Below are 22578 nucleotides of genomic sequence, written 5' to 3'. Positions count from 1 at the left end.
CACGCGCGGGCTGGTAGGGTCCGCCGCATGATTTCGAGTGAGCAGCGCTTCGTGTGGCTGGACCTGGAGATGACCGGGCTGGACCCGGAGACGTGTTCCATCATCGAGGTGGGCGTCATCATCACCGGTCCGGATTTGCGGCCCATCGCGGAGATTGAGCGCGTCATCTGGCAGCCGGAGGAGGTGCTCCTGCGCATGGAGCCCGTCGTCCGGGAGATGCACACCCGCAACGGGCTCCTGGAGAAGGTGCGCGCCTCCAACACCTCGCTGCGCGTGGCGGAGCGGGATGTGATGGCGCTCGTCACCGAGCACTGCGCCCTCGGCGAGGGCATCCTCGCCGGCAACTCCATCCACACCGACCGGCGCTTCCTCATCCGCTACATGCCGCTGCTGGAGCGCTACCTGCACTACCGCATGGTGGACGTGACGAGCCTCAAGGTGTTGACGCGCGCCTGGTATCCGAACCTGGTGGAGCCGCGCAAGGCGCCCAGCGGGCACACCGCCCTGGCGGACGTGCGCGCCAGCATTTCTGAGCTGCAGTACTACCGCGACACCCTCTTCCGCGGGACGCCGGCCTAGGCGTTGGGCTGAGGCTCGACGAGCAGCTCGGCGATGGTGTCGAGCAGCACGTCCAGCTCGAAGGGCTTGGCGAGGAAGCGCGCGCTGGAGCGGCGCTCCTCGTCGGAGATGCGGCCGGCGCTCATCACCACCACGGGGATGCCTCGCAGGCCGTCGTCCTCGCGCATGCGGCGCAGCATCTCCCGGCCGTCCATGACGGGCATCATCAAGTCCAGCAGCACCAGGTCCGGCTTCGCGTCCGCCATGCGGTGCAGACCTTCGGCGCCGTTGAAGGCGGTGTCGACGTCGTAGCCCTCCACGGACAGGATGTCCTGGAGCGCCTCGACGATGGCCAGCTCGTCGTCCACGATGAGAAGCCGCTTCATACGCCACGCCCCCCACGCCGGGACGGCTTGCCGCGCCGGACCGGTTTGCTCCCTGTCTTGCGTTTCGGCTTCCGCGGGGGCGCCGCGTGGAAAGGGGCCTGCCCGCTGAAGAGGGCCTCCGCGCTCTCGCTGTCCGCCGCGACTTCGATGCCCCGAGGCGTCATGGAGAACAGGCGCTGGGCCGTGTCGTGGTCGCTCTCCCGCGCCTTCAGCACGGAGAGCACGCGGTAGTGTCGCGAGCGCAGCGCCACCATCCGCAGCACCAGGACGTTGTCGACGAGCGCTTCCACGTCCAGCCGCGCGTCCGCCTCCGGTGCGGCGAGCGAGCGCGTCTGCTGGAGGACCAGCGGGGTGACGCCCAGGTTGAGCAGTTCGTGCATGAGGGCGGCGAGGAAGCGGGGCGTGCGCTCGGAGTCCGTGAGTTCCTGACAGAAGGACTCCAGTCCGTCCAGCACCAGCCGCTGGATGCCGTGTCGTTTCACCCACCCGAACAGCTCTTCGGCCAGCGCGTCCGGTTGCGTCTCCGCCGCCACGCGCGACTCCAGGTGGACCCGGCCCGCTTCCACGTGTGCGGCCAAACCCATCCCCAGCCGCTCCGCCCTGTTGACCAGCCGGGCCGGCGGCTCCATGAAGCCGAGGTACAGCCCGGGCTCTTGCCGGCGTGCGCCCTCCGCCAGGAAGTGCAGCCCCAGCTGCGTCTTGCCGCAGCCGGGCGGGCCCGCCACCAGCGTGGACGAATCCCGCACCAGGCCGCCGGAGAGCATCTCGTCCAGCGCGGGGATTCCGAAGGTGAGCCGCGCGTCCGTCGAGGGCATGCGCGTGGGCAGCCGCGTGTGGAGGGCTTCGATGCGGGGATGGATGGACAGGCCGTTGTCGGAAATCTCGAAGCCGTGACGGCCGGGGACCTGGGGGCCGCCGCGGAACTTCGTCACCTCGGCCAGGCGCACCGACTTCACGCCCACGCGCTCCTGGGCCAGGGCGACGACGCCGTCCACCATGGCGTAGCGTGGGTCGGATGGGTCGCCGCTCTGCCCGGTGAGCAGCAGCGTGGCGCAGCCCGCGAGCGCGTTGTGGACGCAGAGGCCGTGGAGGAACTCCCGGAAGCTCAGCGGGTCCTCGGAGCGCTCCTCCATGGCCACCAGGCCGTCCACCACCAGCACCGTGGCGCCGTGCTCGCGCACCGCGCGGAAGATGAGCTTGCTGAGGCCCGCCAGCCCTTCCGCCTTGAGGGCGGCGGAGCCGCTTTCGTAGTTCAACGCGCGGCCGACCTCTTCCGCGTGGAAGAAGCGCATGCTCCGCAAGTGCAGCATCATCCGCGCGTGGGATTCCCCCAGCACCGTGAGGTAGATGGCACGGCCACCCTGGGCCACGGTGGCGAAGCAGAACTGGTTGCCGAGGATGGTCTTCCCCGTCCCCGGCGCCCCCGTGATGATGTACGTGCCTCCGCGAAGAAAGCCGCCGCGCAGGAGCGCGTCCAGCCCTGGCACGCCGCTGGGAACCCGCGCGTCGGGTTCGTCCGGCCGCTCAGAGGTGTCCGTCACACGATGCTCCTTCCGTCCTGGGCGCGAACCCTAGGCCAGCAAGGTGCCCACGCCATGCAATTGCGCGGCGTCTGTTCGGAACCGTGCGGTGGACGCGCGGCTCATCGCGTGCCAGGTGGCACCAGCGCTGCCCGGAGGAGGTGCTTCTGCACCTTGCCCAACGCATTGCGCGGCAGCGCATCCGTGAAGATGACCTGGCGCGGCTTCTTGAAGCTGGCGAGCCGGTCCTTGCACCAGTCCACCAGGGACTGGGACTCCGGCGGGGTCGCCCCGGCGTGAGGCACCACCACGGCCACCACCTGCTCGCCCAGGTCCGCATCCGGCAGGCCCAGGACCGCGACCTCCGCGACGCCCGGGTGCATGGCGAGCACCTCCTCCACCTCGCGCGGGTACACGTTGAAGCCGCCGCTGATGATGAGCTCGCGCGCCCGCCCGGTGATGCGCAGGTAGCCGTCCGCGTCCATATCTCCCAGGTCGCCCGTGCGGAACCATCCGTCCGCGTCGAAGGACTCGGCAGTGGCGTCCTGGCGGCGCCAGTACCCGGCGAAGACGTGAGGCCCCCGCACCTCGATTTCGCCCGTCTCGCCGCGCGGCCGCGGCTGGCGCGTGCGCACGTCCACCACGCGCGCCTCCTGGCCGGGGTAGGCGAAGCCCACCGTGCCGGGGCGACGCTCGCCCTCGTAGGGGTTGGTGGTGTTCATGATGGTCTCCGTCATCCCGTAGCGCTCCAGGATGCGGGCGCCCAGCTCCGCTTCGATGTCCGCGGAGAGCTGGGGACTGAGCGGCGCCGAGCCGGACACCCACAGGCGCAGCGCGCGCGGCTTCACGCGTGACGCGCGGGCCTCCTCCAGCAGGCGGCTGTACATGGTGGGCACGCCGAAGAACATCGTGAGCGAGGCGTCATCGCGCAGCGCGGTCAGGGACTCGGCGGCGTTGAAGCGGCGGCGCAGGTCCACGCTGGCGCCGGTGAACAGCGTGCCGTGCAGGCCCACCATCAGGCCGTGGGTGTGGAACAGCGGCAGGGTGAGCAGCAGCCTGTCCTGCTCCGTCCACCGCCACGCCTCGGTGACGGCCCGCACGTTGGCCCGCAGATTGCGGTGCAGCAGCATGGCGCCCTTGGAGCGGCCGGTGGTGCCAGAGGTGTAGCCCAGCACTGCCAGGTCCTCCGGACGCGGCATCACCAGCGGCGCGGTGGCGGAGGTGCCCTCCGCGAGCAGCGTGTCGAAGGGGACCTCCGTGAGCGACTCGGGCAGCGCGGCGGTGGGGCGCTCCACGGTGATGAGCCACTGGAGCGAGGGCAGTTGGGCCCGCAGCGGCACCAGCTCCGCGGCGCCCGCCGCGCCGGTGACGCAGCCGCAGACCTCCGCGTCGGACAGGATGTGGGCCAGCTCCACCTGCCGGTAGGCGGTGTTGACCAGCACCACCACGCCGCCCGCGGCCTGCACGCCCAGGTAGGCGATGGCGAAGCGGGCGCTGTTCTCCAGGAAGAGCGCCACCCGCTCCCCCGGCTGGAGCCCGCGCTGCTTGAGGCCCCGGGCGAAGGCCGTGACGTGCGTGGCGAACTGCCCGTAGGTGAAGCGCTCCTGCTCGAACGTCAGCAGGGGCCGCTCGGGCGCGCGGTGTGCATGGTCCAGGAACACTTCGAGAAGGGAGGCCGACATGGTCGCGCACCTTAGCGCTGGCGCCCCCAGGGGCCTCCACCCCCTTCCGGCCGCTGTCCGCTTCTGGGACGGCACTTTCCGCAAGTGGGCACGGCCTCCGCGAGGCAGTCCATCACCCCGAGCAATTCCAGGGGGTTGGCGCGGTTGCTGGCTTTGGCACGAGCCTCGCTCTGGGCAGGGGCGTGGACATTCCCAAAGCCAAGAAGCCGCGTCGCAAGCCCTGGGTGCTCGCCATCGGTGGAGCCTGCGTGCTCCTGTTGGTGACGGTGGGCCTGTCACGGCTGCGTCCGGCGGCGCCCACGGTGGAGCGGGCCTCGGTGTGGTTGGACACGGTGAAGCGCGGACCCATGGTGCGCCAGGTGAAGGGCGCGGGCACGCTGGTGCCGGAGTACATCCGCTGGCTCACCGCGGACACGGCGGGCCGGGTGGAGCGCATCCACGTGCGGCCCGGGGCCACGGTGACGGCGGACACGCTCCTGTTGGAGCTGTCGAACCCGGACGTGCAGCTCCAGGCCTTGGAGGCCGAGCGTCAGCTGGCCAGCGTGGAGGCCGACCTCATCCAGGTGCGCATGGAGCTGGAGACGCAGCGGCTGGCCCAGGAGGCCATGGTGGCGTCGCTCATCAACGAGTCCGCCGAGGCGGGACGCCGCGCCGACGCGAACGAGGCCCTTCACCAGAAGGCACACATCGGCGACCTGGAGATGCAGCAGGCGCGCGAGAAGGCCGCGGAGCTGAACCGTCGCCTGGAGCTGGAGCGCAAGAAGCTCCAGGTGGTGGCGTCCAGCATGAAGGAGCAGCTCACCGCGCAGCAGGGACAGGTGGAGCGCCTGAAGGCGGTGGCCCGCTTCCGCCGCGCGCAGGTGGAGTCGATGAAGGTGCTCGCGGGTGAGGATGGCGTGCTCCAGGACCTGCCGCTGGAGCTGGGGCAGTGGGTGACGCCGGGCGTGCTGCTGGCGAAGGTGGTGAAGCCGGAGCGGCTGAAGGCGGAGCTGCGCATCGCGGAGACGCAGGCGCGCGACATCCAGCCTGGGCTGAAGGCGTTGGTGGACACCCGCAACGGCGTGGTGGAAGGCCAGGTGGCGCGGGTGGCGCCCGCGGCGAGCCAGGGCACGGTGCGCGTGGAGGTGTCGCTGCCCGCGGAGCTGCCCCGCGGCGCGCGGCCGGATTTGACGGTGGAGGGCACGGTGGAGCTGGAGCGGCTGGGCGACGTGCTGTCCGTGGGGCGCCCGGCTGGCGCGCAGCCCAACGCCACCATGGCCCTCTTCCGCTTGATGCCGGGCAGTGATGAAGCCGTCCGCGTGCCGGTGCAGTTGGGCCGGGGCTCGGTGAACGCGGTGGAGGTGCTGCAGGGCCTTCAAGAAGGTGACCAGGTGGTGTTGTCGGACATGGCCGCGTGGGACGCCGTGGAGCGGGTGCGGCTGCGATGATGGACGCACTTCGCCGTGACGTGCGGCACACGCTGCGCTCGCTGCGCCAGAGCCCCGGCTTCGCGCTGGTGGCGGTGCTCGCGCTGGCGCTGGGGATTGGCGCCAACAGCGCCGTCTTCAGCGTGGTGAACGGGGTGCTCCTCACGCCGCCACCCTTCTCGGAGCCCGAGCGGGTGGTGCACCTCCAGGGGAACATCGCGCAGGCCGGGCTCGAGGACATCTCCCTGTCCGTGCCGGAGTACGTCGACCTGGCGACGCGGTCGCGCGCCTTCGAATCGGTGGCGGCCTACCGGGGCGGCAATCTGACGCTCACGGGCAGGGACACCCCCCAGCAGCTCGCCGCGGTGGTGGCCACACCGTCCTTCTTCACCACGCTGGGCGTGTCGCCGGTGCTCGGCCGCGCCTTCACGGAGGCGGAGGCCGTCCAGGGGCGTGAGCGGGTGGTGGTGCTCACCGACACGGCGTGGCGCGTGCACTTCGCGCGGGACGCGCAGGTGTTGGGCCAGACGATGCAGCTCGACGGCGAGCCGTACACGGTGGTGGGCGTGTTGCCCGCGGGGGTGGCCTACCCCGCCTGGGCGGAGATGTACGTGCCCTTCGTGCCCACGGAGGCACAGCGGCAGGAGGACCAACGCGGCGCCCGGTTCCTGTCGGTGGTGGGGCGGTTGAAGCCCGGCGTGACGCAGGACGCGGCGCGCACGGACCTGGCGCGGGTGGCGCTGGAGATGGAGGAGGCCGTCCCCTCGCGGTACCGGAAGGTGGGTTGGTCCTTCTCGGTGACGTCACTGGACGAAAAGGTCGTGGGCAACGTGCGCGGCACGCTGTGGCTGCTGCTGGGCGCGGTGGGCTTCGTGCTGCTGGCGGCGTGCAGCAGCGTGGCCAACCTGCTGCTGGCCCGGATGGCGGCGCGCGGACGCGAGGTGTCCATCCGCGCGGCGCTGGGGGCGAGCCGGGGCCGGCTGGTGGCGCAGTTCCTCACCGAGAGCCTGGTGCTGTCCCTGGCGGGCGGGGTGCTGGGGATGCTGCTGGCGTTGTGGGGCACGGATGCGTTGGTGGCGCTGGTGGGAGAGGCGCTGCCTCGCGCGAGCCAGGTGCGGCTGGATGCGCGGCCGCTGGTGTTCACCCTGAGCGTGAGCCTCCTCACGGGCGTGCTCTTCGGGCTCGGTCCGGCGCTGCATGGCAGCCGGGAGGACTTGAGCGTCGCCATGCGCGAGGGCAGCCGGAGCACGGAGGGCCATGGTTCGGGCCGGATGCGCGCGGGGCTGGTGGTGGGGCAGGTCGCGGTGGCGCTGGTGCTCCTGGTGGGCGCGGGGCTGTTCACCAAGAGCTTCCTGGCCCTGCGCGCGGTGGACGCGGGCTTCTCGCCCGAGGGCGTGCTCACGGGCAAGCTCGTGCTGCCCTCCGCGCGCTACCCGGACGCGGCATCCAAGGTGGCCTTCCAGCGGGAGCTGTTGGGCCGGCTCCAGTCGCTCCCGGGCGTGGAGGCCGTGGGGGTCACCAACCTGCTGCCGCTGGGAGGGCGCTCGGACAGCAGCTTCGACATCGAGGGACGGCCGCAGGCGCCGGGTGAGGTCTGGCCCGCGGTGGAGTTCCGCGCCGTCAGCCCGGGTTACCTGCGCACGCTGCGCGTCACCCCGCGCCAGGGGCACCTCCTGGAGGGAGACGGGACGGAGGGGCCGGACGCGCCCTGGCAGGTGGTCATCAACAAGACCTTCGCGGACCTCTACTGGCCCCAGGGGGATGCGCTGGGCCAGCGGTTGAAGCTGCACTGGGATACGGCGCAGTGGACCACCGTGGTGGGCATCGTGGACGACGTGCGCGAATGGGGCCTGGATACGCCCGCGCGGCCCGCCGCGTACTACCCGGCGGCGAAGGTGCCCACGCCCTTCCTGGCGCTCGCGGTCCGGGCGAAGTCCGGCGGCAGCCCGGAGGCGCTGCGCACCGCCATTGAAGCGGAGCTGCGCGCCGTGGATGGCAACCTGGCGTTGTACGCGGTGGCGCCGCTGACGCGGTTGGTGGATGAGTCCATCAGCTCCCGCCAGGTATCGGCGCTGCTGATGGGCCTGTTCGCGGGCACGGCGCTGCTGCTGGCGGCGCTCGGCATCTCCGGCGTCATCGGCTACTCGGTGGCGCAGCGCACGCGGGAGATGGGCATCCGCATGGCGCTGGGGGCGTCGCGGACCCGCGTGCTGACGCTGGTGCTGGGGCAGGGCCTGCGGCTCACCGCGCTGGGCGTGGTGCTGGGCCTGGGGTTGTCGTTGGGATTGGCGCGGCTGTTGGACGCAATGCTGTATGGGGTAGCGGCGTACGACGGGTGGACCTTCGCGGGCGTGGCGTTGCTGCTGGGCACGGTGGCCGTGCTGGCCGCCTGGCTTCCGGCGCGCCGGGCCACGCGCGTGGACCCGGCCATCGCCCTGCGAGCGGAGTAGGCCGATGGAGACTTCAGACATGACCGCGTGGAACGCGGTGGAGCGGGTGGGTCAGCGATGATGACGAACGACACGAAGACGGCTGCTTCCCCGGAAGGCACGGTGACGCAGGAGGACGCGGGCGCGGAGCCCGGCAAGGCGCTCATCCACCTGGACGGACTGACCAAGGTCTTCGAGACCGAGGACGTGGAGACGCACGCGCTCTCCAACATCCACCTCAACGTACGCAAGGGAGAGTGGGTGGCGATTGTCGGCCCGTCGGGCTCGGGCAAGTCCACCTTGCTGGCGGTGCTGGGGCTGCTGGACACGGCGACGCGCGGGGCCTACCTGCTGGACGGGCGCAGCGTGTTGGACCTGTCCGCGACGGACCGGGCGCTGGTGCGCAACCGGCACATCGGCTTCATCTTCCAGAGCTTCAACCTCATCGGCGACCTGACGGTGTTCGAGAACGTGGAGCTGCCGCTGACGTACCGGGGCATGCCCGCCGCCGAGCGAAAGCAGCGGGTGGAGCGCGCGCTGGAGAAGGTGGGCATGGCGCACCGGGCCCGTCACATGCCGGGGCAGCTCTCCGGTGGTCAGCAGCAGCGCGTGGCGGTGGCGCGCGCGGTGGCGGGCGACCCGCTCATCCTCCTGGCGGACGAGCCCACGGGTAACCTGGACTCGAAGAACGGCGAGGCGGTGATGCAGCTCTTGACGGAGCTCCACAAGGGCGGCGCCACCATCTGCATGGTGACGCACGACCCGGCGCACGCGCGCGTGGCCACCCGCACGGTGAGCCTCTTCGACGGCCGCATCGTCCAGGACGAGCAGCGCCGCTGAGACGGACATGCCAGCTCCGCTCATCTCCCTGAGGAACGTCGAGAAGTCCTACCCCCTGGCTGGCGGCCGGGCCTGGGTGCTGCGCCGCATCGACCTGGACATCCAGCCGGGTGAGTTCGTCACGCTGATGGGGCCGTCGGGCGCGGGCAAGTCCACGCTGCTCTCCATCCTGGGCATGCTGGACGTGGACTGGACGGGTGAGTACCTGCTGGATGGCCAGTCGGTACATGCCATGAAGCCCAAGGCGCGCGGGGAGCTTTCCCGGCGCACCATCGGCTTCGTGTTCCAGCAGTACCACCTGCTGGACAACCTGACGGTGGCGGAGAACCTGGAGGTGCCGCTGTCCTACCGCGACCTCAAGCGCGGTGAGCGCGAGGCCCTGGTGGGCGACATGCTGGACCGCTTCCAGCTCGTGGGGAAGAAGGACCTCTTCCCCTCGCAGCTCTCGGGTGGGCAGCAGCAGCTCGTGGGCATCGCCCGGGCGCTCATCGCCAACCCCAAGGTGCTGCTGGCGGACGAGCCCACGGGCAACCTCCACTCACAGCAGGCGAAGCAAATCATGGAGGTCTTCCAGGGCCTCAACCGGGACGGCACCACCATCATCCAGGTGACGCACTCGGAGGCGAACGCCGCCTACGGCCACCGCGTCATCCAGCTCGCGGATGGTTGGTTGCAGGGCGCCTGAGGTCCCCGGCCGCCTACAACCCGCGCGACCGCCGCCGGTTGTTTCTGGCACATTCCCCCCATTGGTGTCCCCTGTGTCTGAATCCGCCTCCTCCCTCCCGAATCCCCCCAGTGCCGCCGCGCGGCCTCCGTGTGTCCTTGTCGCCGACGACCAGGCGGACGTCCTGGAGGCCCTCCGGCTGCTCCTCAAGCGGGACGGACTCACCGTCGTCACCTCGCAGTCGCCCGCGGGTGCGCTCGCCACGCTGGAGGCCGAGGACGTGGACCTGGTCCTGATGGACCTGAACTACGCGCGCGACACCACCTCCGGCCAGGAGGGCATCGACCTGCTTGGCCGCATCCGCGCGCAGGATGCGTCCCTGCCGGTGGTGGTGATGACGGCGTGGGGCAGCGTGGAGGGCGCGGTGGAGGCCATGCGCGCCGGTGCTCGCGACTATGTGCAGAAGCCCTGGGACAACACGCGCCTGCTGGCCACGCTGCGCACCCAGCTGGAGCTGCGCCGGGCGCTGAAGCGCAGCCGCCGGCTGGAGGAGGAGAACCAGCACCTGCGCCGGGGGCAGGGCAATCAGCTCACCATGGTGTCCGAGTCGCGGTCCATGCAGCCGGTGCGGCGGCTCATCGAGCGGGTGGCGCCGTCTGGCGCCAACGTGCTGGTGACGGGCGAGCACGGCACGGGCAAGGAGGTGGTGGCGCGGCTGATTCATGGGGGCTCCACGCGCTCGGAGCGGCCTTTCGTCGCGGTCAACTCCGGCGGCCTGTCCGAAGGCGTCTTCGAGAGCGAGCTGTTCGGCCACGTGAAGGGCGCCTTCACGGACGCGAAGTCGGACCGCATCGGCTGCTTCGAGCTGGCGGACGGCGGCACGCTCTTCCTGGACGAGATTGGCAACATGCCGCTGTCGCAGCAGGCCAAGCTGCTGCGCGTGCTCCAGACGGGCGAGCTGCACCCGGTGGGCTCGTCGAAGACGCGGCGGGTGGACGTGCGCGTGGTGAGCGCCACCAACGTGGACCTGTCGCGGGCGGTGGCGGAGGGCCGCTTCCGGGAAGATTTGCTGTACCGCCTCAACACGGTGGAGGTGCAGCTGCCGCCCCTGCGCGAGCGTCGCGAGGACATCCCGCTGCTGGCCGCGCACTTCCTGGCCGAACAGGGCCGGCGCTATGGCAGGCCCAACGTCCGGCTGTCCTCGGAGGCGCTGGAGGCCCTGCTGGCCTATGCGTGGCCGGGCAACGTGCGCGAGCTGGAGCACGCGGTGGAGCGCGCGATGCTGATGGCGTCGGGTGATGAGGTGACGCAGGAGGACCTGCTGCTCAAGCGGGCGGGCCGCGAGGGCATGACGCGGCTGGAGGAGATGACGCTGGAGGAGGTGGAGCGCTACCTCATCGAGCGGGCGCTGGCGCGGCACGAAGGCAACGTGAGCGAGGCGGCGAAGGGACTGGGGCTGTCGCGCAGCGCGCTGTACCGGCGGCTCCAGTACTACGGCATCAAGGGCGCTCGGTGAGCGAGGAGCGCCAGCCACCGCCGCATGACCTGCAGGTGCTCGGGCTCGCGTGGCTCGCGGGCCTGCCGGGCTCGGTGGCCGCGCTCGTGCTGGTGTGGTTGGGGGACTTCTCTTCCAAGGTGCAGTGGACGCTGACCTCCCTGGTGGTGGGCACCTTCCTGGGCGTGGGCCTGCTGGTGCGCGAACGGGTGATGCGGCCGCTGCACGCGGTGGCCAACCTGCTGGCCGCCCTGCGCGAAGGGGACTACTCCGTGCGCGGCCGGGGCGCGCGGGCGGGGGATGCGCTGGGCGAGGTGCTGCTGGAGGTGAACGCGCTGGGGGACACCCTGCGCGAGCAGCGGCTGGGGGTGCTGGAGGCGGGCGCGCTCCTGGAGCAGGTGATGGAGGAGATTGACGTCGGCGTGCTGGCCTTCGACGTGACGGGCACGCTGCGGCTGGTGAACCGCGCGGGCGAGCGGCTGCTGGGCGCGTCACGCTCGCAGTTGGTGGGCAAGGGCGCCGGAGCCCTGGGCCTGACGGACCTGCTGGAGGGCGACGTGCCTCGCCGGCTGACGCGCTCCTTCGCGGAGGAGGGCGGCCCCTACGAGCTGCGGCGAGGCTCCTTCCGGCAGGGCGGCCTGCCGCACCAGTTGGTGGTGCTCGCGGACCTGCGGCTGGCATTGCGTGAGCAAGAGCGCGAGGCCTGGCAACGGCTGGTGCGGGTGTTGAGCCACGAAATCAACAATTCGCTGGCGCCCATCGGCTCCATCGCGGAGGCGCTGCGCGACACGTTGCTCATGGCGCCGCGTCCGTCCGACTGGGAAGAGGACGCGAAGAGCGGACTGGGCATCGTCGCCCGTCGTTCCCAATCCCTGGCGCGCTTCATGTCCGCCTACGCCAGCCTCGCGCGGTTGCCGCCTCCGACGCTGGGCGCCGTGGAGGTGGACGCGTGGGTGCGCCGGGTGGCCGCACTGGAGAAGCGCCGGAAGGTGGGCGTGCGCGCGGGCCCCGGGTTGGTGCTGCGGGGCGACGTGGACCAGTTGGAGCAGTTGCTCATCAACCTGGTGCGCAACGCGGTGGACGCGGTGCTGTCCGCGCCGGAGGCCGCGGGGGACGTCTGGGTGTCGTGGGCCGTGCTGTCGCCGGGCGCGGTGGAGGTCTGGGTGGAGGACGAGGGCCCCGGCATGACGGACACGGGCAACCTCTTCGTGCCCTTCTTCACCACCAAGCCCCAGGGCAGCGGCATCGGCCTGGCGCTCAGCCGGCAAATCGCGGAGGCCCACGGGGGCAGCCTGCGTCTGGAGAACCGCCCCGAGGGCAAGGGCTGCCGCGCGCGCTTGAAGCTGCCTCAGGGCGCGTGAGCCTCAGGCCACCTGGGCGCGGCGCGCCGTCGTCGGGGGCGCGTCGTATTCGGGCGTGAGGTCCACCACGTCGTTGGTGAGCAGGTGATAGACGATGCAGTTGCTCACCCAGAAGAACAGGGCGCTGTAGTGGACGTAGACGAGCGGTGAGCCGGGCCACACCTGGAGCGGATGGTTGAAGACATTGGCCGCGACGTAGCCGCCCACCCATTCGCCCGTCCAGCACACCCCGGCGCCAATGGCCAGCCGCGACCAGACCTTCACGCGGCGTGGGTAGAACCAGAAGAAGTGCAGGCTCCACAGGAGCGCCACGCAGCCGGCCCACAGGATGAGGCTCCCGAAGGAGAACCAGTGGTACGGCGACTTGGGGAACACCCAACCCCAGTCCCCATTCATCCACCGCCAGGCCACGTTCTGCGCCAGCTCCATGAACCAGAAGAGCGGGGCGACGTAGAGCACCTGCGTCAGCAGGACGCGAAGGAAGGTGCCGCGGTTCTGCCAGGTCAGCCTCGCGGGCCGGGCGAGCGAAGTCATGAGGTCCCCTGCGGCGGTGGGTCGTCCGGTGCCGCGTCACCAGTCAGTACGCGATGAGTCCCATTTCTTGGGGAGAGGGTGGCGACAGGTGGTTGCGCGGAGGCGCCAGAGTCCCGGCTGAACCCCCTGTTGAAACAGCCTTTTCCGGGAAGGACAGCAAGACCGTTGGCCTGAGACGGGAAGGGTCCCAGAATCCGCCGGATGATTCCCACCCCCCGCCTGTATCGCCGACCTGGCCAGCCGCCCGTGCTGCTCCTCGTGCTGCTGTGCGCCGTGGGCGCCGGCGCCCGCGCGGAAGTCCCCGTCCAGCGCTCCTTCCTGCGCCTGCCGTCGTCCAACGGGCATGGCGCGGTGATGTTGGATGTGGAGCAGCGCAAGGTGACGCACTTCCGCGAGCACCTGTTCGCCACCGAGGAGCCCGTCATCGACGCGGCGGGCAATGACGTCTTCGAGAATGGCCAGCCGAAGGTGATTCACGCTCGCGACCTGCTCTTCGACGCGTTCTTCGGGCTGCGCTCCGGGGGCACGCAGCGCTGGCTCAGCACGCAGGAGGCGGACCGGGACGCCAGCGGCTACGCGGCGTGGGCGCCGGAGAAGACGGGCGGTACGGGGCTGGGCGCGCTGGTGCAGCGGGTGGGAACGCTGGAGGCGACGACGTTCGTCTTCGCGCCGCAGGGCCTGCCGCACGCGTCCTTCGTCATGGCGCTGCGCGTGCGCAACACCGGCGCGTCGGCCGTCACGGGCGTGAGTGCCTTCTCGCTCCACAACTTCCACCTGGGCTTCGGCCGTCCGAGCGTGATGGCGGACCTGGATGAGAATGGCGAGACGGTGGAGCTGAGCGGCAACGACTTCGTGGAGAAGGGCTTCGCGGGGGTGTTGGTGGCGCGGCCGTTGGGCGCGGTGGCTCGGAAGTCGGCGTGGCTGTCCACGACGACGGGCCCGCAGAACGCCTACTCGGTGGTGAATGGGGGCGGCGGGCAGGACCTGCAGGACTTCACGGCGCAGCCCTCGGCGGGCACGGGCTGGGCGACGGCGTACCAGTTCAACCTGGGGGACATCCCGGCGGGCGCGGAGCGGTGGGTGGGCGTGGCCTTCGCGCACCACGGTGACCCCGCGGCCGGGGCCACGGTGCGGCAGTGGCTGACGGAGTACGCGGGCGCGTCCGGCGCCCAGGCGCTGGTGGACGCGGAAGTGGCGCGGTGGGCGGCATTCCAGACGGACACGGTGAAGGTGCCCGCGGGCATGTCGGCGGACGAGGAGTCGCTGCTGCGGCACTCGGCGGTGGTGCTGCACATGGCGCAGGTGCGTTCACGCGACGTGTACCTGCGCGAGTTCCTGTCGCGGGATGGCGAGCCGCGCCGCACGCGCTTCAAGGCGCCCGGCGGAGCTCCGGCGTCGCTGCCAGGCGTGGTTCGCCACGCGGGCTACGGCGCGGTGCTGGCGAGCCTGCCGCCCGGGCAGTGGACGTACGCCTGGATTCGGGACGGGGCCTACGCGGTGGCGGCCATGGCCACGTTGGGCATGCAGAGCGATGCCCGCGACGCGCTGTCCTACTACCTCAACGCGGACAGTGGCCGCTTCCAGCACTGGCGTGAGCTGGAGCCGTATTCGATGCCGCCGTACATCATCACCCTCACGCGCTACCACGGCTTCGGCGTGGAGGAGACGGACTTCAACGAGGCGGGGCCGAACATCGAGTTCGACGGCTTCGGTCTCTTCCTGTGGGCGCTGCGGCACTACGAGCGGACGACGGGCGACACCACGCTGGTGGACCAGACCTGGCCCACGGTGTCCACGAAGGTGGGGGACGCGCTGGTGGCGCTCATCAACCCGGTGACGGGGCTCATCCGTCCGGACTCGTCCATCTGGGAAACGCACTGGAAAGGGCGGCAGCGGACGTGGACGTACACCAGCCTCACGGCGGCGCGCGGCCTGTGTGACGCGGCGGAGTTGGCGGAGCGGGTGGGCGACACGGAGCGCGCACAGCGCTACCGGCAGGCGGGCGAGTCCTTGCGCCGGGCGATGGCGGAGACGCTGACGGACAGCAACTTCGCGCTGGCCTCGAACCTGGAGGAACTGAGGAAGGGCAGGGGCTACTGGGACGCGGCGGTGTTCGACGCGTTCGCCTTCGAGCTGTTCGACCCGGCGGGGAAGATTGCCCAGGCGACCTATCATGGACTGGACCTGCGCCTGTCCTCACCGGCGGGTGCGGGCTGGCAGCGCAACGATGACCGGTATGACCACCCGGATGGCGCGGACTTGAGCCCTTGGGGCGGCGAGTACGACAGCGCGGAGTGGGTCATCGTCAGCCTGCGCGGCGCGATGGCCAAGCGCATGGGCGGCGATGTGGCGCGTGCGGACCGCGTGCTGAAGTGGGTGACGGACCAGTCGTTGAAGAACTACCTGGCCGTGGCGGAGACGTATGACGAGCTGAACGGCACGTATAAGTACAACACGCCCATGGCGGGCTTCGGCGCGGGCGCCTATGCGCTGGCGCTGGACCACCGCGCGGCCGGTGGGAGTGACCCGGCGTGTGGTGCGTACTTCGATGAGAGCACGCTGACGAAGCCGCCGGACGCGGGCACGCCGGACGCGGGTACGCAGCAGCCGGACGCGGGGCCACAGACGCCCGACGCGGGCACTCCGCCGGATAGCGGCGCGGACGTGGGCGGTGGCGGCTGCAACGCGACGGGGCCGGGCGCGGTGGCGCTGTGGGTGGTGTTGGCGTTCGCGGGACTGGCCATGGCGCTGCGTCGTCGCGGAGCCTGAGCACCGGCGGCGCGCGGCGGGAGGAACGCCGCGCGCTGGGGCCTTGTCGTTGCGGAGCCTGTGTGTGAAAGCTCGGGCGCGTTACAGCGCACCAGCGAACTTCGCGGCGATGGGCGCGGCGACGCGCCCGCCCACGCCACCGCCTTCCACCAGGACGGCGAATCCCACGCCTTTTCGAAACCCGATGAACCACGCGTGCGTGGGCAGCGGCGCCACGGTGCCGAACTCGGCGGTGCCTGTCTTGCCGCCGAGCCCGGGCACCTGCCGGCCGGCCTTCCCGGAGCCCTCCATCACGACGGCGCGCATCAGCGCGGACAGCGGCGCCCGGACACCGTCCGAGAGCGGGCTGCTCGGTCCGCCGTCCAGTCCTTCCACGAGGTAGGGCGCGCGCCACTCGCCAGACTCCGCCGCCGCGGCGACCGAGGCCATGTGCATGGGCGTCGCGAGCACCCGCCCCTGACCGATGGCGGCGGCCGCCAGTTCGATGGCATCCGCGGGCGCGGGGAACGATGCACCGGCGGAAGTCAGCCCGGGGAAATAGGGCACATCGAAGCCGAAGCGGCGAGCCGCGGCACTCAGCGCATCATTGCCGAGCCCCGTCGCGAGCGTCACGAACGCGGTGTTGCACGAGTGGGCGAACACCTGTCGCAGCGTGGTGTCACCCAGGGACTCTCCCTCGAAGTTCCGGAAGGGCTTGGTGCGCACCATCGTCATCGGCGGGCACGCGACAGGGGAATCCACCCGCATGCCTCGGGCGAGCAGCGCCTCCGTGGTGACGACCTTGAACGTGGACCCGGGCGGGTAGCGGCCGGTGAGGGCACGGTGCAGCGGCTGCGAGAGCGGCCGGCTGGCCACGGCGAGGATGGCCCCCGTGGCGCTGTCCACGGCGACGAGGGCCGCGGGGTGGGCCACACCGTCGAGCGCGGCCTCCGCGGCGGCCTGGACCTCGCGGCGCAGCGTGGTGGACAGGGGCGCTCCCGGCTCACCCTCGAAGTGGAAGAGGACCTGCGTCTTGCCCGAGGGGCGCATGAGCAGGACGTCACCGGAGGGGCTGCCCGCGAGCTGGACCTCGTATGCCCGCTCCAGGCCGGACAGGCCCACGAGGTCTCCAGGCAGATAGGTGGGGCCCATCTGGGGCAGCAGCTCAGCTGTCACCTCGCCAACGCGGCCCAGGGTGTGCGCCGCGAAGCCGTCCTCCGGAGTGCGGGCGCTCTTGCGGCGGAAGAAGATGCCGGGCACGGGGGCCAGCGCCGGGCGCACCTGTTGGTAGCGCGCGGGGGGCAGGTCGATGATGGGCACGAAGCGGCTCGTCGCCGTGCCCGCCGCGCTCAGCGCCGCGTCGAACTGTGCGGTACTCACGCCGGCATGTGCCTGGAGCGCCGCCGCTACGTCCGCGCGGTTCCGGACCCGGGTGGGATCGACGCCGATGGTGATGACCTCACCGTGGAGGGTGAGTGGCGTTCCCTGCGAGTCGAGGATGTCGGCCCGCTGCGGGGCCGTGCGGGTGCGGGAGAAGAGGTCACCCTCGCGGGCCTCGGGGTGCAGCGTGGCGGGGGTCCACTGGACGCGCCACTGGCCCTGGTGACGGACGAAGCGCAGTGCTCCTTCCAGCTCCCATTCCCCGAGCCCGCGCAGCAGGTGCACGGCGCGGAAGGTGGCCACCCTGGCGTCGCCATCGCGCTGGAACGGTCCGAGCTCGAACTGGGAGGAGACGATGCGCAGTCCGTCGCGGAACTGCTGGTGCATCACCTCGAAGTACGCGGGCGGGTTGACGACGGCGCGCCGCATGGAGGCGACATCCCCCGCGGCCCAGGCGCGCAGATAGGCCTCGGCCTCGGCGACCGGGCCCGTGACGACGGGCTCGGGGACTGGCACAGGGGCAGGGGCCACCGGCCTGGACGCACAGGCCGCCAGGAATGCGGCCATCAGGGCCAGGACTCCAACCTTCCACGCTCGCCAGGACACGGGCGGCACTCTGTTGCGCACAGGCGCGGATGGGTCAAGGAATCCGCCGCCGAGGCCACCCGGAGTGCGGCCAGGGGATGTCGGTCAACGGACTGCGCGACCGTGGACGGTGTCCCCGCCCCGGTGCGCCGACTGGGCCCCACGTCCGGCTGCTACGGTGGCCTCGGACGCGGTGCGGCGCCCCGAGCGAGGACACGGCAGGGAACGCACGGCGTGACCGTTCTTGGGCGTGCAGGTCCGCCGCGGATGCGATGGAGTGGGGCGCATGATGGAAGCATCCCTGGAGGCCTTGGCGAGACAGTCGCTGGAGCGGTGTCGAGCGGCGGGCGTTCGCCTGGTGTTGGTGGAGGCCTGCACGGGAGGGCTGCTGGGCGCGACGTTGACGGAGGTGCCCGGCGCCTCCGCGGTGGTCGAGCGTGGCTTCATTCCCTACTCGTATGAGTCCAAGGTGGAGCAGCTCGGCGTGCCGCTGGCGTTGCTGCAAGCGCATGGCTCCGTCAGCGCCGAGGCCGTGGAGGCCATGGCCCACGGTGCCCTGGCGCGCTCCACGGCGGACTGGGTGCTGGTGGAGACAGGCATCGCGGGACCCGGAGGCGGCACGCCGCAGAAGCCCGTGGGCTTGGCCTACCTCGCGGTGCTCCAGCGGGGTGGACAGGCTACGGTGGAGCGGCACGTCTTCACTGGGGACCGAGGTCAGATCCGGCGCGCCATCGTGGGCCGGAGTCTGGCGCTGCTGGTGGAGCGGCTGGGCGTGGATGACCTGCCGCCCACGGTGCCCTCAGGCGGCTGATGTGAGCGGATGCGCACCGGGGAGACGCTATGACGGTAGCGCATCGTCCGGTGTCTTCCACGCGTCCGGAGGCAATGCCAGCTTGGATACGGGCAGCCGGGCAAATCGGGGGATGTTGGGGTACTCCCGTTGAGTGGGGAGTCCGCCCAGTTCCGCCAACCGCAACAGCGCGAAACCATTCATGAAGAGCGCGCCATCCGTGCGTCTCGCCTCCTCTGGGTAGGCACCCTTTTCTTTAAACTGCCGGCCACGTTCTTCGATGACGGCAATCAGGGCATCATGAAACCCGTCTGCGTCCTGTTTCAGGAGCATCCGACAGGCCTCGAGATAGGGCGCATGTTCGCCGCCGACCACTTGTTCCCAGCGTGCGAGGAGGGGATGCAGGTCATGCTCCTCGTGCGCGTGAAGATGTAACAGACGCTTGTGCATGAAGCGATGCAACAAGAAGTCGTCTTCGTATTCCCACTGAGGCTCGTGACGGTCAGGCATCAGCCGAGCCAGCGCCACCGCCAAGTCAAGCTGGCCTGCCGTAATGGCATCGACAAATGAGAAATTCTTGCTCGCGCATGTCGTGAGTGGGTGGAAAGTACGCCCAGCTGCCATGAGCCGCATCGCGACGAGGCGCACGAGGGCAGACTTGCAGAGGAGGACCTGGAAGCGATCGCTCCGAAGTTCGGCAAGGAGTTCGCAGAGCGCCAGCCGGTGGTACATCAGGGCGGCGACCTCGTAGGCTTTTCCGGAGCGCTCGGCCACACCCTGTACAGCAATGCTCTTCAATGCATCAGTCAGCGCGGAATGTGCATTCGAGCGAATGGTTTCCAAGTCCATGGTCCGGTTCACACGCAGCTCTACAGGAGCTGGTAGCGCTCCCCCATGGCGACGTATCGAATGCCGGTGATGCCCTCTCGCTCAAGGGTTGCGCGGAGATCATCGCGAATGATGAGCGCCCGAGGGAATACGTTGACCCTGAACAGCTTCGCGTCGGAGGGAACCTTGGCTGAATCGAGGGTGAGTTGGGACAAGGCCTCGAACTGGCCAGGAGAGATGATGGACTTCTCTCCCCGGGTCTTCGCTGCATCCACACACTCGTGAGTGCCAATGACATTGGCAATGAAACAAGCCTCTGCCGCCACCCGCCCCTTGTGGTTGTAGAGCGAGAACGGAAGGAACTCGATTTCCACTCCGGCCTCTTTCTCAAGCAACGACTTGAGCTTGTCGGAGACCATGGGGAGCAGGAGTGTGTTGGGGATGTAGTCGGGGATACCCAGGCCGCCATCCCTGGACATCTTGAGTCGTACCCCAGAGGTGTATTCATTGCCCATCCGAACGCCCTTGGTGGCCATCCAGAACTTCTTGTCCAATGGCCTGGGCAGTTCGTCGATGAGGCAACTCTCGTCGCTCTCGATTTCAGTGATGATGAAGTACTGATGGGTGGCTTCGGTCATGGTAGGTTGCGGTAGGCTTGGAGAGAGGGAAATTTTGCTGCCGGAGGGCTTCCGCTTGGTGAGCTTTCATGGCGCGATTCGTTCCAGCCACAGATTTCCTCGCGAGCAAATCGGGGTGGGGCTCTGTTCGCTTGCCGACCGCAACCTTCGTTGTTTTACCCGTGGATACCTTGACTCTGTGGGGACTTGCTCTTGACGGTATTGCTGCGTGCGGTCTTTTCCCAAACTTCAGTGCTCATGAGCCCCTCGAGTACATGACCGTTGGGTAGCAATCATCTGCCTCCGGACGGGCGTGGCGCGCATCGTTGTGAAGGCGTGGGTGAGGAGGGTATTGATGCAGGAGATGGCCTCCGCCACTTCCTCCTGAGCTACTCAATCGGCAGCCGCTCACTGGGGAAGCCCATACCGCTAGGCAGTCTCGCGGAGCGGCTCATGGCCCGAGGTTGAACGGAATGCGCCTCCCTCCCATGACGCGCGCCTCAGCTTCGGAGTGCCTCGGCAAAAGGGCGGTTGAAGGTCGATGTTGGCGCCCCCTGGGCCTTCTTCCACGCCTCGAGTTGCTGTGCCACGAACATGCGTGTCGGCACTCGGAGGGCGCCCCGGCTGCGCAACTCCAAATCCAGTGCAAGCGCATGCCGCCGTCGCATGGGCGCGCTGATGAGTGCATCGAGCAGGACTTTGGGCTGATGGGGCTGACCCGAAAGGTAGCGCTGTCTGGCGTCCAGTTTCGGCCGGGTTTGCTGCCACCATGCCGCCACTGTCATCGCGTTGGGAGTGGGCAGTGAATCCTCGGGCTTCGGCTTGAGGTCCGCGTCCAAGTCATCCTCTTCCAGCGGCACGGGTTCTTCCGCCTCTTGCTCGTCCTTCGGTATCGCGAAGTCTCCTTCAATGCGCAATCCGGTGATGGCGCTGAAGGCCTCCCCCGCGAGCGCGGCGATGGGGCCCTGTCCCAGCAGCTCCATGCAGGCATCGGCAGCATCCAATCGACCGGAGAAACCCAATGCCCAGAGCACGTCTGCTTGAAGTGATTTATCGGAGAGCCGTCCGAGGATGCGTTTCAGATCCCGTTCGTCGCCGTTCAGTCCCAGCAGGAGCAAGGGGAGTCTCCCTCCGGTGCCGCCCGGTGCCGCAGCGGCCTGGCAGGCAGTCCACGCAGCGCTGTGCCCGGATAGCAGTCCCGCGACGATGGCGGCATCGCGCAGGTCGGATGAGGTTGAGTTCATCGCGCGCTGAATGTGGGTGGGCTCCAGTGGCAGTCGGGAGCGGCTCGCGGCGCGAAGCGCAGCGGCGGCTACTTGTGGCACGGGATGCGTGACCCAGGGCAAACACTGCTGGTGGGTGGCGACTCCGTGCTGGCCGAGTGTATCGAGCACAAGCGCCTGCAGTTCCGGGAGTGCGTCATCCTTCTGCAGCAGGGCGGGAAGGCTCGAAAGAAGTGCTGGAAAGGGGGCGAGTCCCAATGCGCGCTGGAGAGCGGCGAGCGCGGGCGGTTCGGCCGACTCAAGCGCACTGAGCACCGCTTCGGTACCGGAGGGGGCTTCGCCCTTGAGGAGGGACAGCGCGGCCACGGTGATGTGTTCTGGCTCTTCGGAGGCCAGCGAGGGCTCCAGCAGCTGATGGGCGACAGGCTCTCCGCCCAAGACGAGGCCGTCGATATGCGCAGCGAGCTGTTCCTCCAGCTCCGCGGCTTCCTCCAAGATGAAGTCGGGCGCGTCGAGTGCTGCCTCCCACTGGCTCAAGCGGAACGCTGCCTCATCGAGGTGCGTCTCATAGTTACTCCAGTGCGGTGGACGCCAGGTCAGCATGTTCGTCACGTCAGTTCCTCTCCACGAAGGCATCTTGGATGAGGGGAGCTTTGTAGGTGCTCGACGGCGCCTGCCTCATGGACGCGCATCTGCTCGCTCAGTCCGCCGACTCTTGCCTGGCAAGCATCCACGCCGTCGCGGAAGGTGCGCGCTGCCCCGTGGGGATGCGAGCCAGTGCAGGAATCATGGTGTACTCACGCCGGGTCTCCATCCCCCGGAGTTCAGCAAGTCGCACCAGGGCAAGCCCATTCATGAAGAGTGCACCTTCTGTCTTCCGTAGTTCCTCTTCAGGACTGGAGGTGCGGCTCATCTTCTGGAACCGCAGAAGACGTGCGTCAATGATGGCCTGTAGGGCATCATCGAAGACTTGTGCCTGCCTGGCCAACAGTGCACGACACGCATCAAGGTAGGCGTCCGCGCCCCCCTCCAGCACTGCCTCCCATCGTTCAAGCAACGCGGGAAGCTCTGCGGACTGCACCCCTGTCGTTTGCAGAAGAAGCTGCTGAAGGAAGTGGTGGAGGAGAAAGTCGTCCTCGTATTCGAATTCAGGGTTGTGGCGGATGGCGGAGCGCCGCGCGATACCTGCCGCCAGGTCGTTCTGACCTGCGGCCAGTGCATCGATGAAGGAGAACTCCTTGCTGACGCAGAGATACTGAGGCTCAGCAGGATGTCCGTTCTCGACGAGTTGATGGAAGTGGAGGCGAGCCTGTGCGGAGTGGCACAGGTGGGTGCCGAATCGAGAGGGCCTTGCATCCAAGAGGAGTGCGCAGATGGCGAGCCGACGATGGCACAGCGCTGCAATGGTGTAGGCCTGCCCTGAGCGTTCGTTGGCATCCTGTCGCTGGATGCTGCGGACTGCTTCTTCAATCCCGAAGACAGCGTCGTCCTGGAGGGTTCTCAGGGTGTCGGAGAACATGTCGGAGGCTTGG

The 22578-nt window shown here is 69.5% G+C and carries 18 protein-coding genes; 9 read left to right on the top strand and 9 right to left on the bottom strand.

What is annotated here, in order from left to right; translation table 11 throughout:
- The first annotated feature begins 27 nt into the window (after window positions 1-27).
- Window positions 28-579 (top strand): oligoribonuclease, encoded by a 552-nt coding sequence (gene orn, locus FL344_RS00940; RefSeq protein WP_141617136.1) that lies wholly within the window; start codon window positions 28-30, stop codon window positions 577-579.
- Here the strand turns inward: orn and FL344_RS00935 are convergent.
- The 3 genes from FL344_RS00935 to FL344_RS00925 form a co-directional block, all read right to left on the bottom strand.
- Window positions 576-944, bottom strand: a complete 369-nt coding sequence (locus FL344_RS00935) for a response regulator (protein WP_140869452.1) — start codon at window positions 942-944, stop codon at window positions 576-578. The genes orn and FL344_RS00935 overlap by 4 nt on opposite strands.
- On the bottom strand, window positions 941-2485 hold the full coding sequence (locus FL344_RS00930) for an ATPase domain-containing protein (RefSeq protein WP_141617135.1): 1545 nt from the start codon (window positions 2483-2485) through the stop codon (window positions 941-943). Before FL344_RS00930 ends, FL344_RS00935 begins: the two co-directional genes overlap by 4 nt.
- 101 nt (window positions 2486-2586) lie before the next feature.
- On the bottom strand, window positions 2587-4146 hold the full coding sequence (locus tag FL344_RS00925; RefSeq protein ID WP_141617134.1) for an AMP-binding protein: 1560 nt from the start codon (window positions 4144-4146) through the stop codon (window positions 2587-2589).
- A 182-nt stretch (window positions 4147-4328) separates the two neighbouring features.
- On the opposite strand from FL344_RS00925, the gene FL344_RS00920 reads away from it, so the two are divergent.
- The 6 genes from FL344_RS00920 (at window position 4329) to FL344_RS00895 (ending at window position 12341) form a co-directional block, all read left to right on the top strand.
- Window positions 4329-5573 (top strand): HlyD family secretion protein, encoded by a 1245-nt coding sequence (locus tag FL344_RS00920; RefSeq protein WP_141589667.1) that lies wholly within the window; start codon window positions 4329-4331, stop codon window positions 5571-5573.
- A complete protein-coding gene (locus FL344_RS00915) occupies window positions 5573-8002 on the top strand; it encodes an ABC transporter permease (RefSeq protein ID WP_194862941.1) in 2430 nt (809 codons plus the stop codon). Before FL344_RS00920 ends, FL344_RS00915 begins: the two co-directional genes overlap by 1 nt.
- A gap of 57 nt (window positions 8003-8059) precedes the next feature.
- Window positions 8060-8821 (top strand): ABC transporter ATP-binding protein, encoded by a 762-nt coding sequence (locus FL344_RS00910; protein WP_141617132.1) that lies wholly within the window; start codon window positions 8060-8062, stop codon window positions 8819-8821.
- Between the two features lie 7 nt (window positions 8822-8828).
- A complete protein-coding gene (locus FL344_RS00905; RefSeq protein WP_141617131.1) occupies window positions 8829-9506 on the top strand; it encodes an ABC transporter ATP-binding protein in 678 nt (225 codons plus the stop codon).
- Window positions 9507-9567: 61 nt separating this feature from the next.
- Window positions 9568-11001: a sigma-54 dependent transcriptional regulator gene (locus FL344_RS00900; RefSeq protein WP_141589664.1), complete on the top strand. Its 1434-nt coding sequence runs from the start codon at window positions 9568-9570 to the stop codon at window positions 10999-11001.
- Window positions 10998-12341 (top strand): PAS domain-containing sensor histidine kinase, encoded by a 1344-nt coding sequence (locus FL344_RS00895; RefSeq protein ID WP_141589663.1) that lies wholly within the window; start codon window positions 10998-11000, stop codon window positions 12339-12341. The genes FL344_RS00900 and FL344_RS00895 overlap by 4 nt, the downstream gene beginning before the upstream one ends.
- Before the next feature lie 3 nt (window positions 12342-12344).
- Here FL344_RS00895 and FL344_RS00890 read toward each other — a convergent pair whose 3' ends face one another.
- Entirely contained in the window at window positions 12345-12875 is a 531-nt protein-coding gene (locus tag FL344_RS00890) for a hypothetical protein (protein WP_141617130.1), read from the bottom strand.
- A 201-nt stretch (window positions 12876-13076) separates the two neighbouring features.
- Between FL344_RS00890 and FL344_RS00885 the strand changes: the two genes are divergently transcribed.
- Entirely contained in the window at window positions 13077-15644 is a 2568-nt protein-coding gene (locus FL344_RS00885) for a glycoside hydrolase family 15 protein (RefSeq protein ID WP_141617129.1), read from the top strand.
- 81 nt (window positions 15645-15725) lie between these two features.
- On the opposite strand, the gene FL344_RS00880 is transcribed toward FL344_RS00885, so the two are convergent.
- A complete protein-coding gene (locus tag FL344_RS00880) occupies window positions 15726-17570 on the bottom strand; it encodes a penicillin-binding transpeptidase domain-containing protein (RefSeq protein ID WP_228564657.1) in 1845 nt (614 codons plus the stop codon).
- A 304-nt stretch (window positions 17571-17874) separates the two neighbouring features.
- Between FL344_RS00880 and FL344_RS00875 the strand changes: the two genes are divergently transcribed.
- Complete coding sequence (locus FL344_RS00875; protein WP_141617127.1) at window positions 17875-18399, top strand: CinA family protein; 525 nt, start codon at window positions 17875-17877, stop codon at window positions 18397-18399.
- 27 nt (window positions 18400-18426) lie between these two features.
- On the opposite strand, the gene FL344_RS00870 is transcribed toward FL344_RS00875, so the two are convergent.
- From FL344_RS00870 to FL344_RS00855, 4 genes are all read right to left on the bottom strand, one after another.
- Window positions 18427-19227: an immunity 49 family protein gene (locus FL344_RS00870; protein ID WP_194862931.1), complete on the bottom strand. Its 801-nt coding sequence runs from the start codon at window positions 19225-19227 to the stop codon at window positions 18427-18429.
- 20 nt (window positions 19228-19247) lie between these two features.
- Window positions 19248-19844 (bottom strand): DUF1629 domain-containing protein, encoded by a 597-nt coding sequence (locus tag FL344_RS00865; RefSeq protein ID WP_141617125.1) that lies wholly within the window; start codon window positions 19842-19844, stop codon window positions 19248-19250.
- Window positions 19845-20323: 479 nt separating this feature from the next.
- Window positions 20324-21649 (bottom strand): TIGR02270 family protein, encoded by a 1326-nt coding sequence (locus FL344_RS00860; protein WP_228564670.1) that lies wholly within the window; start codon window positions 21647-21649, stop codon window positions 20324-20326.
- 97 nt (window positions 21650-21746) lie between these two features.
- Window positions 21747-22565: an immunity 49 family protein gene (locus FL344_RS00855; RefSeq protein WP_141617123.1), complete on the bottom strand. Its 819-nt coding sequence runs from the start codon at window positions 22563-22565 to the stop codon at window positions 21747-21749.
- Between the last annotated feature and the right edge of the window lie 13 nt (window positions 22566-22578).

Origin of the sequence: Myxococcus sp. AB036A (assembly GCF_006547355.1) — a bacterium.
In the GTDB taxonomy this organism is placed as follows: Bacteria; Myxococcota; Myxococcia; order Myxococcales; family Myxococcaceae; genus Myxococcus; species Myxococcus virescens.
This window is presented reverse-complemented; position numbering and strand designations above follow the sequence as displayed.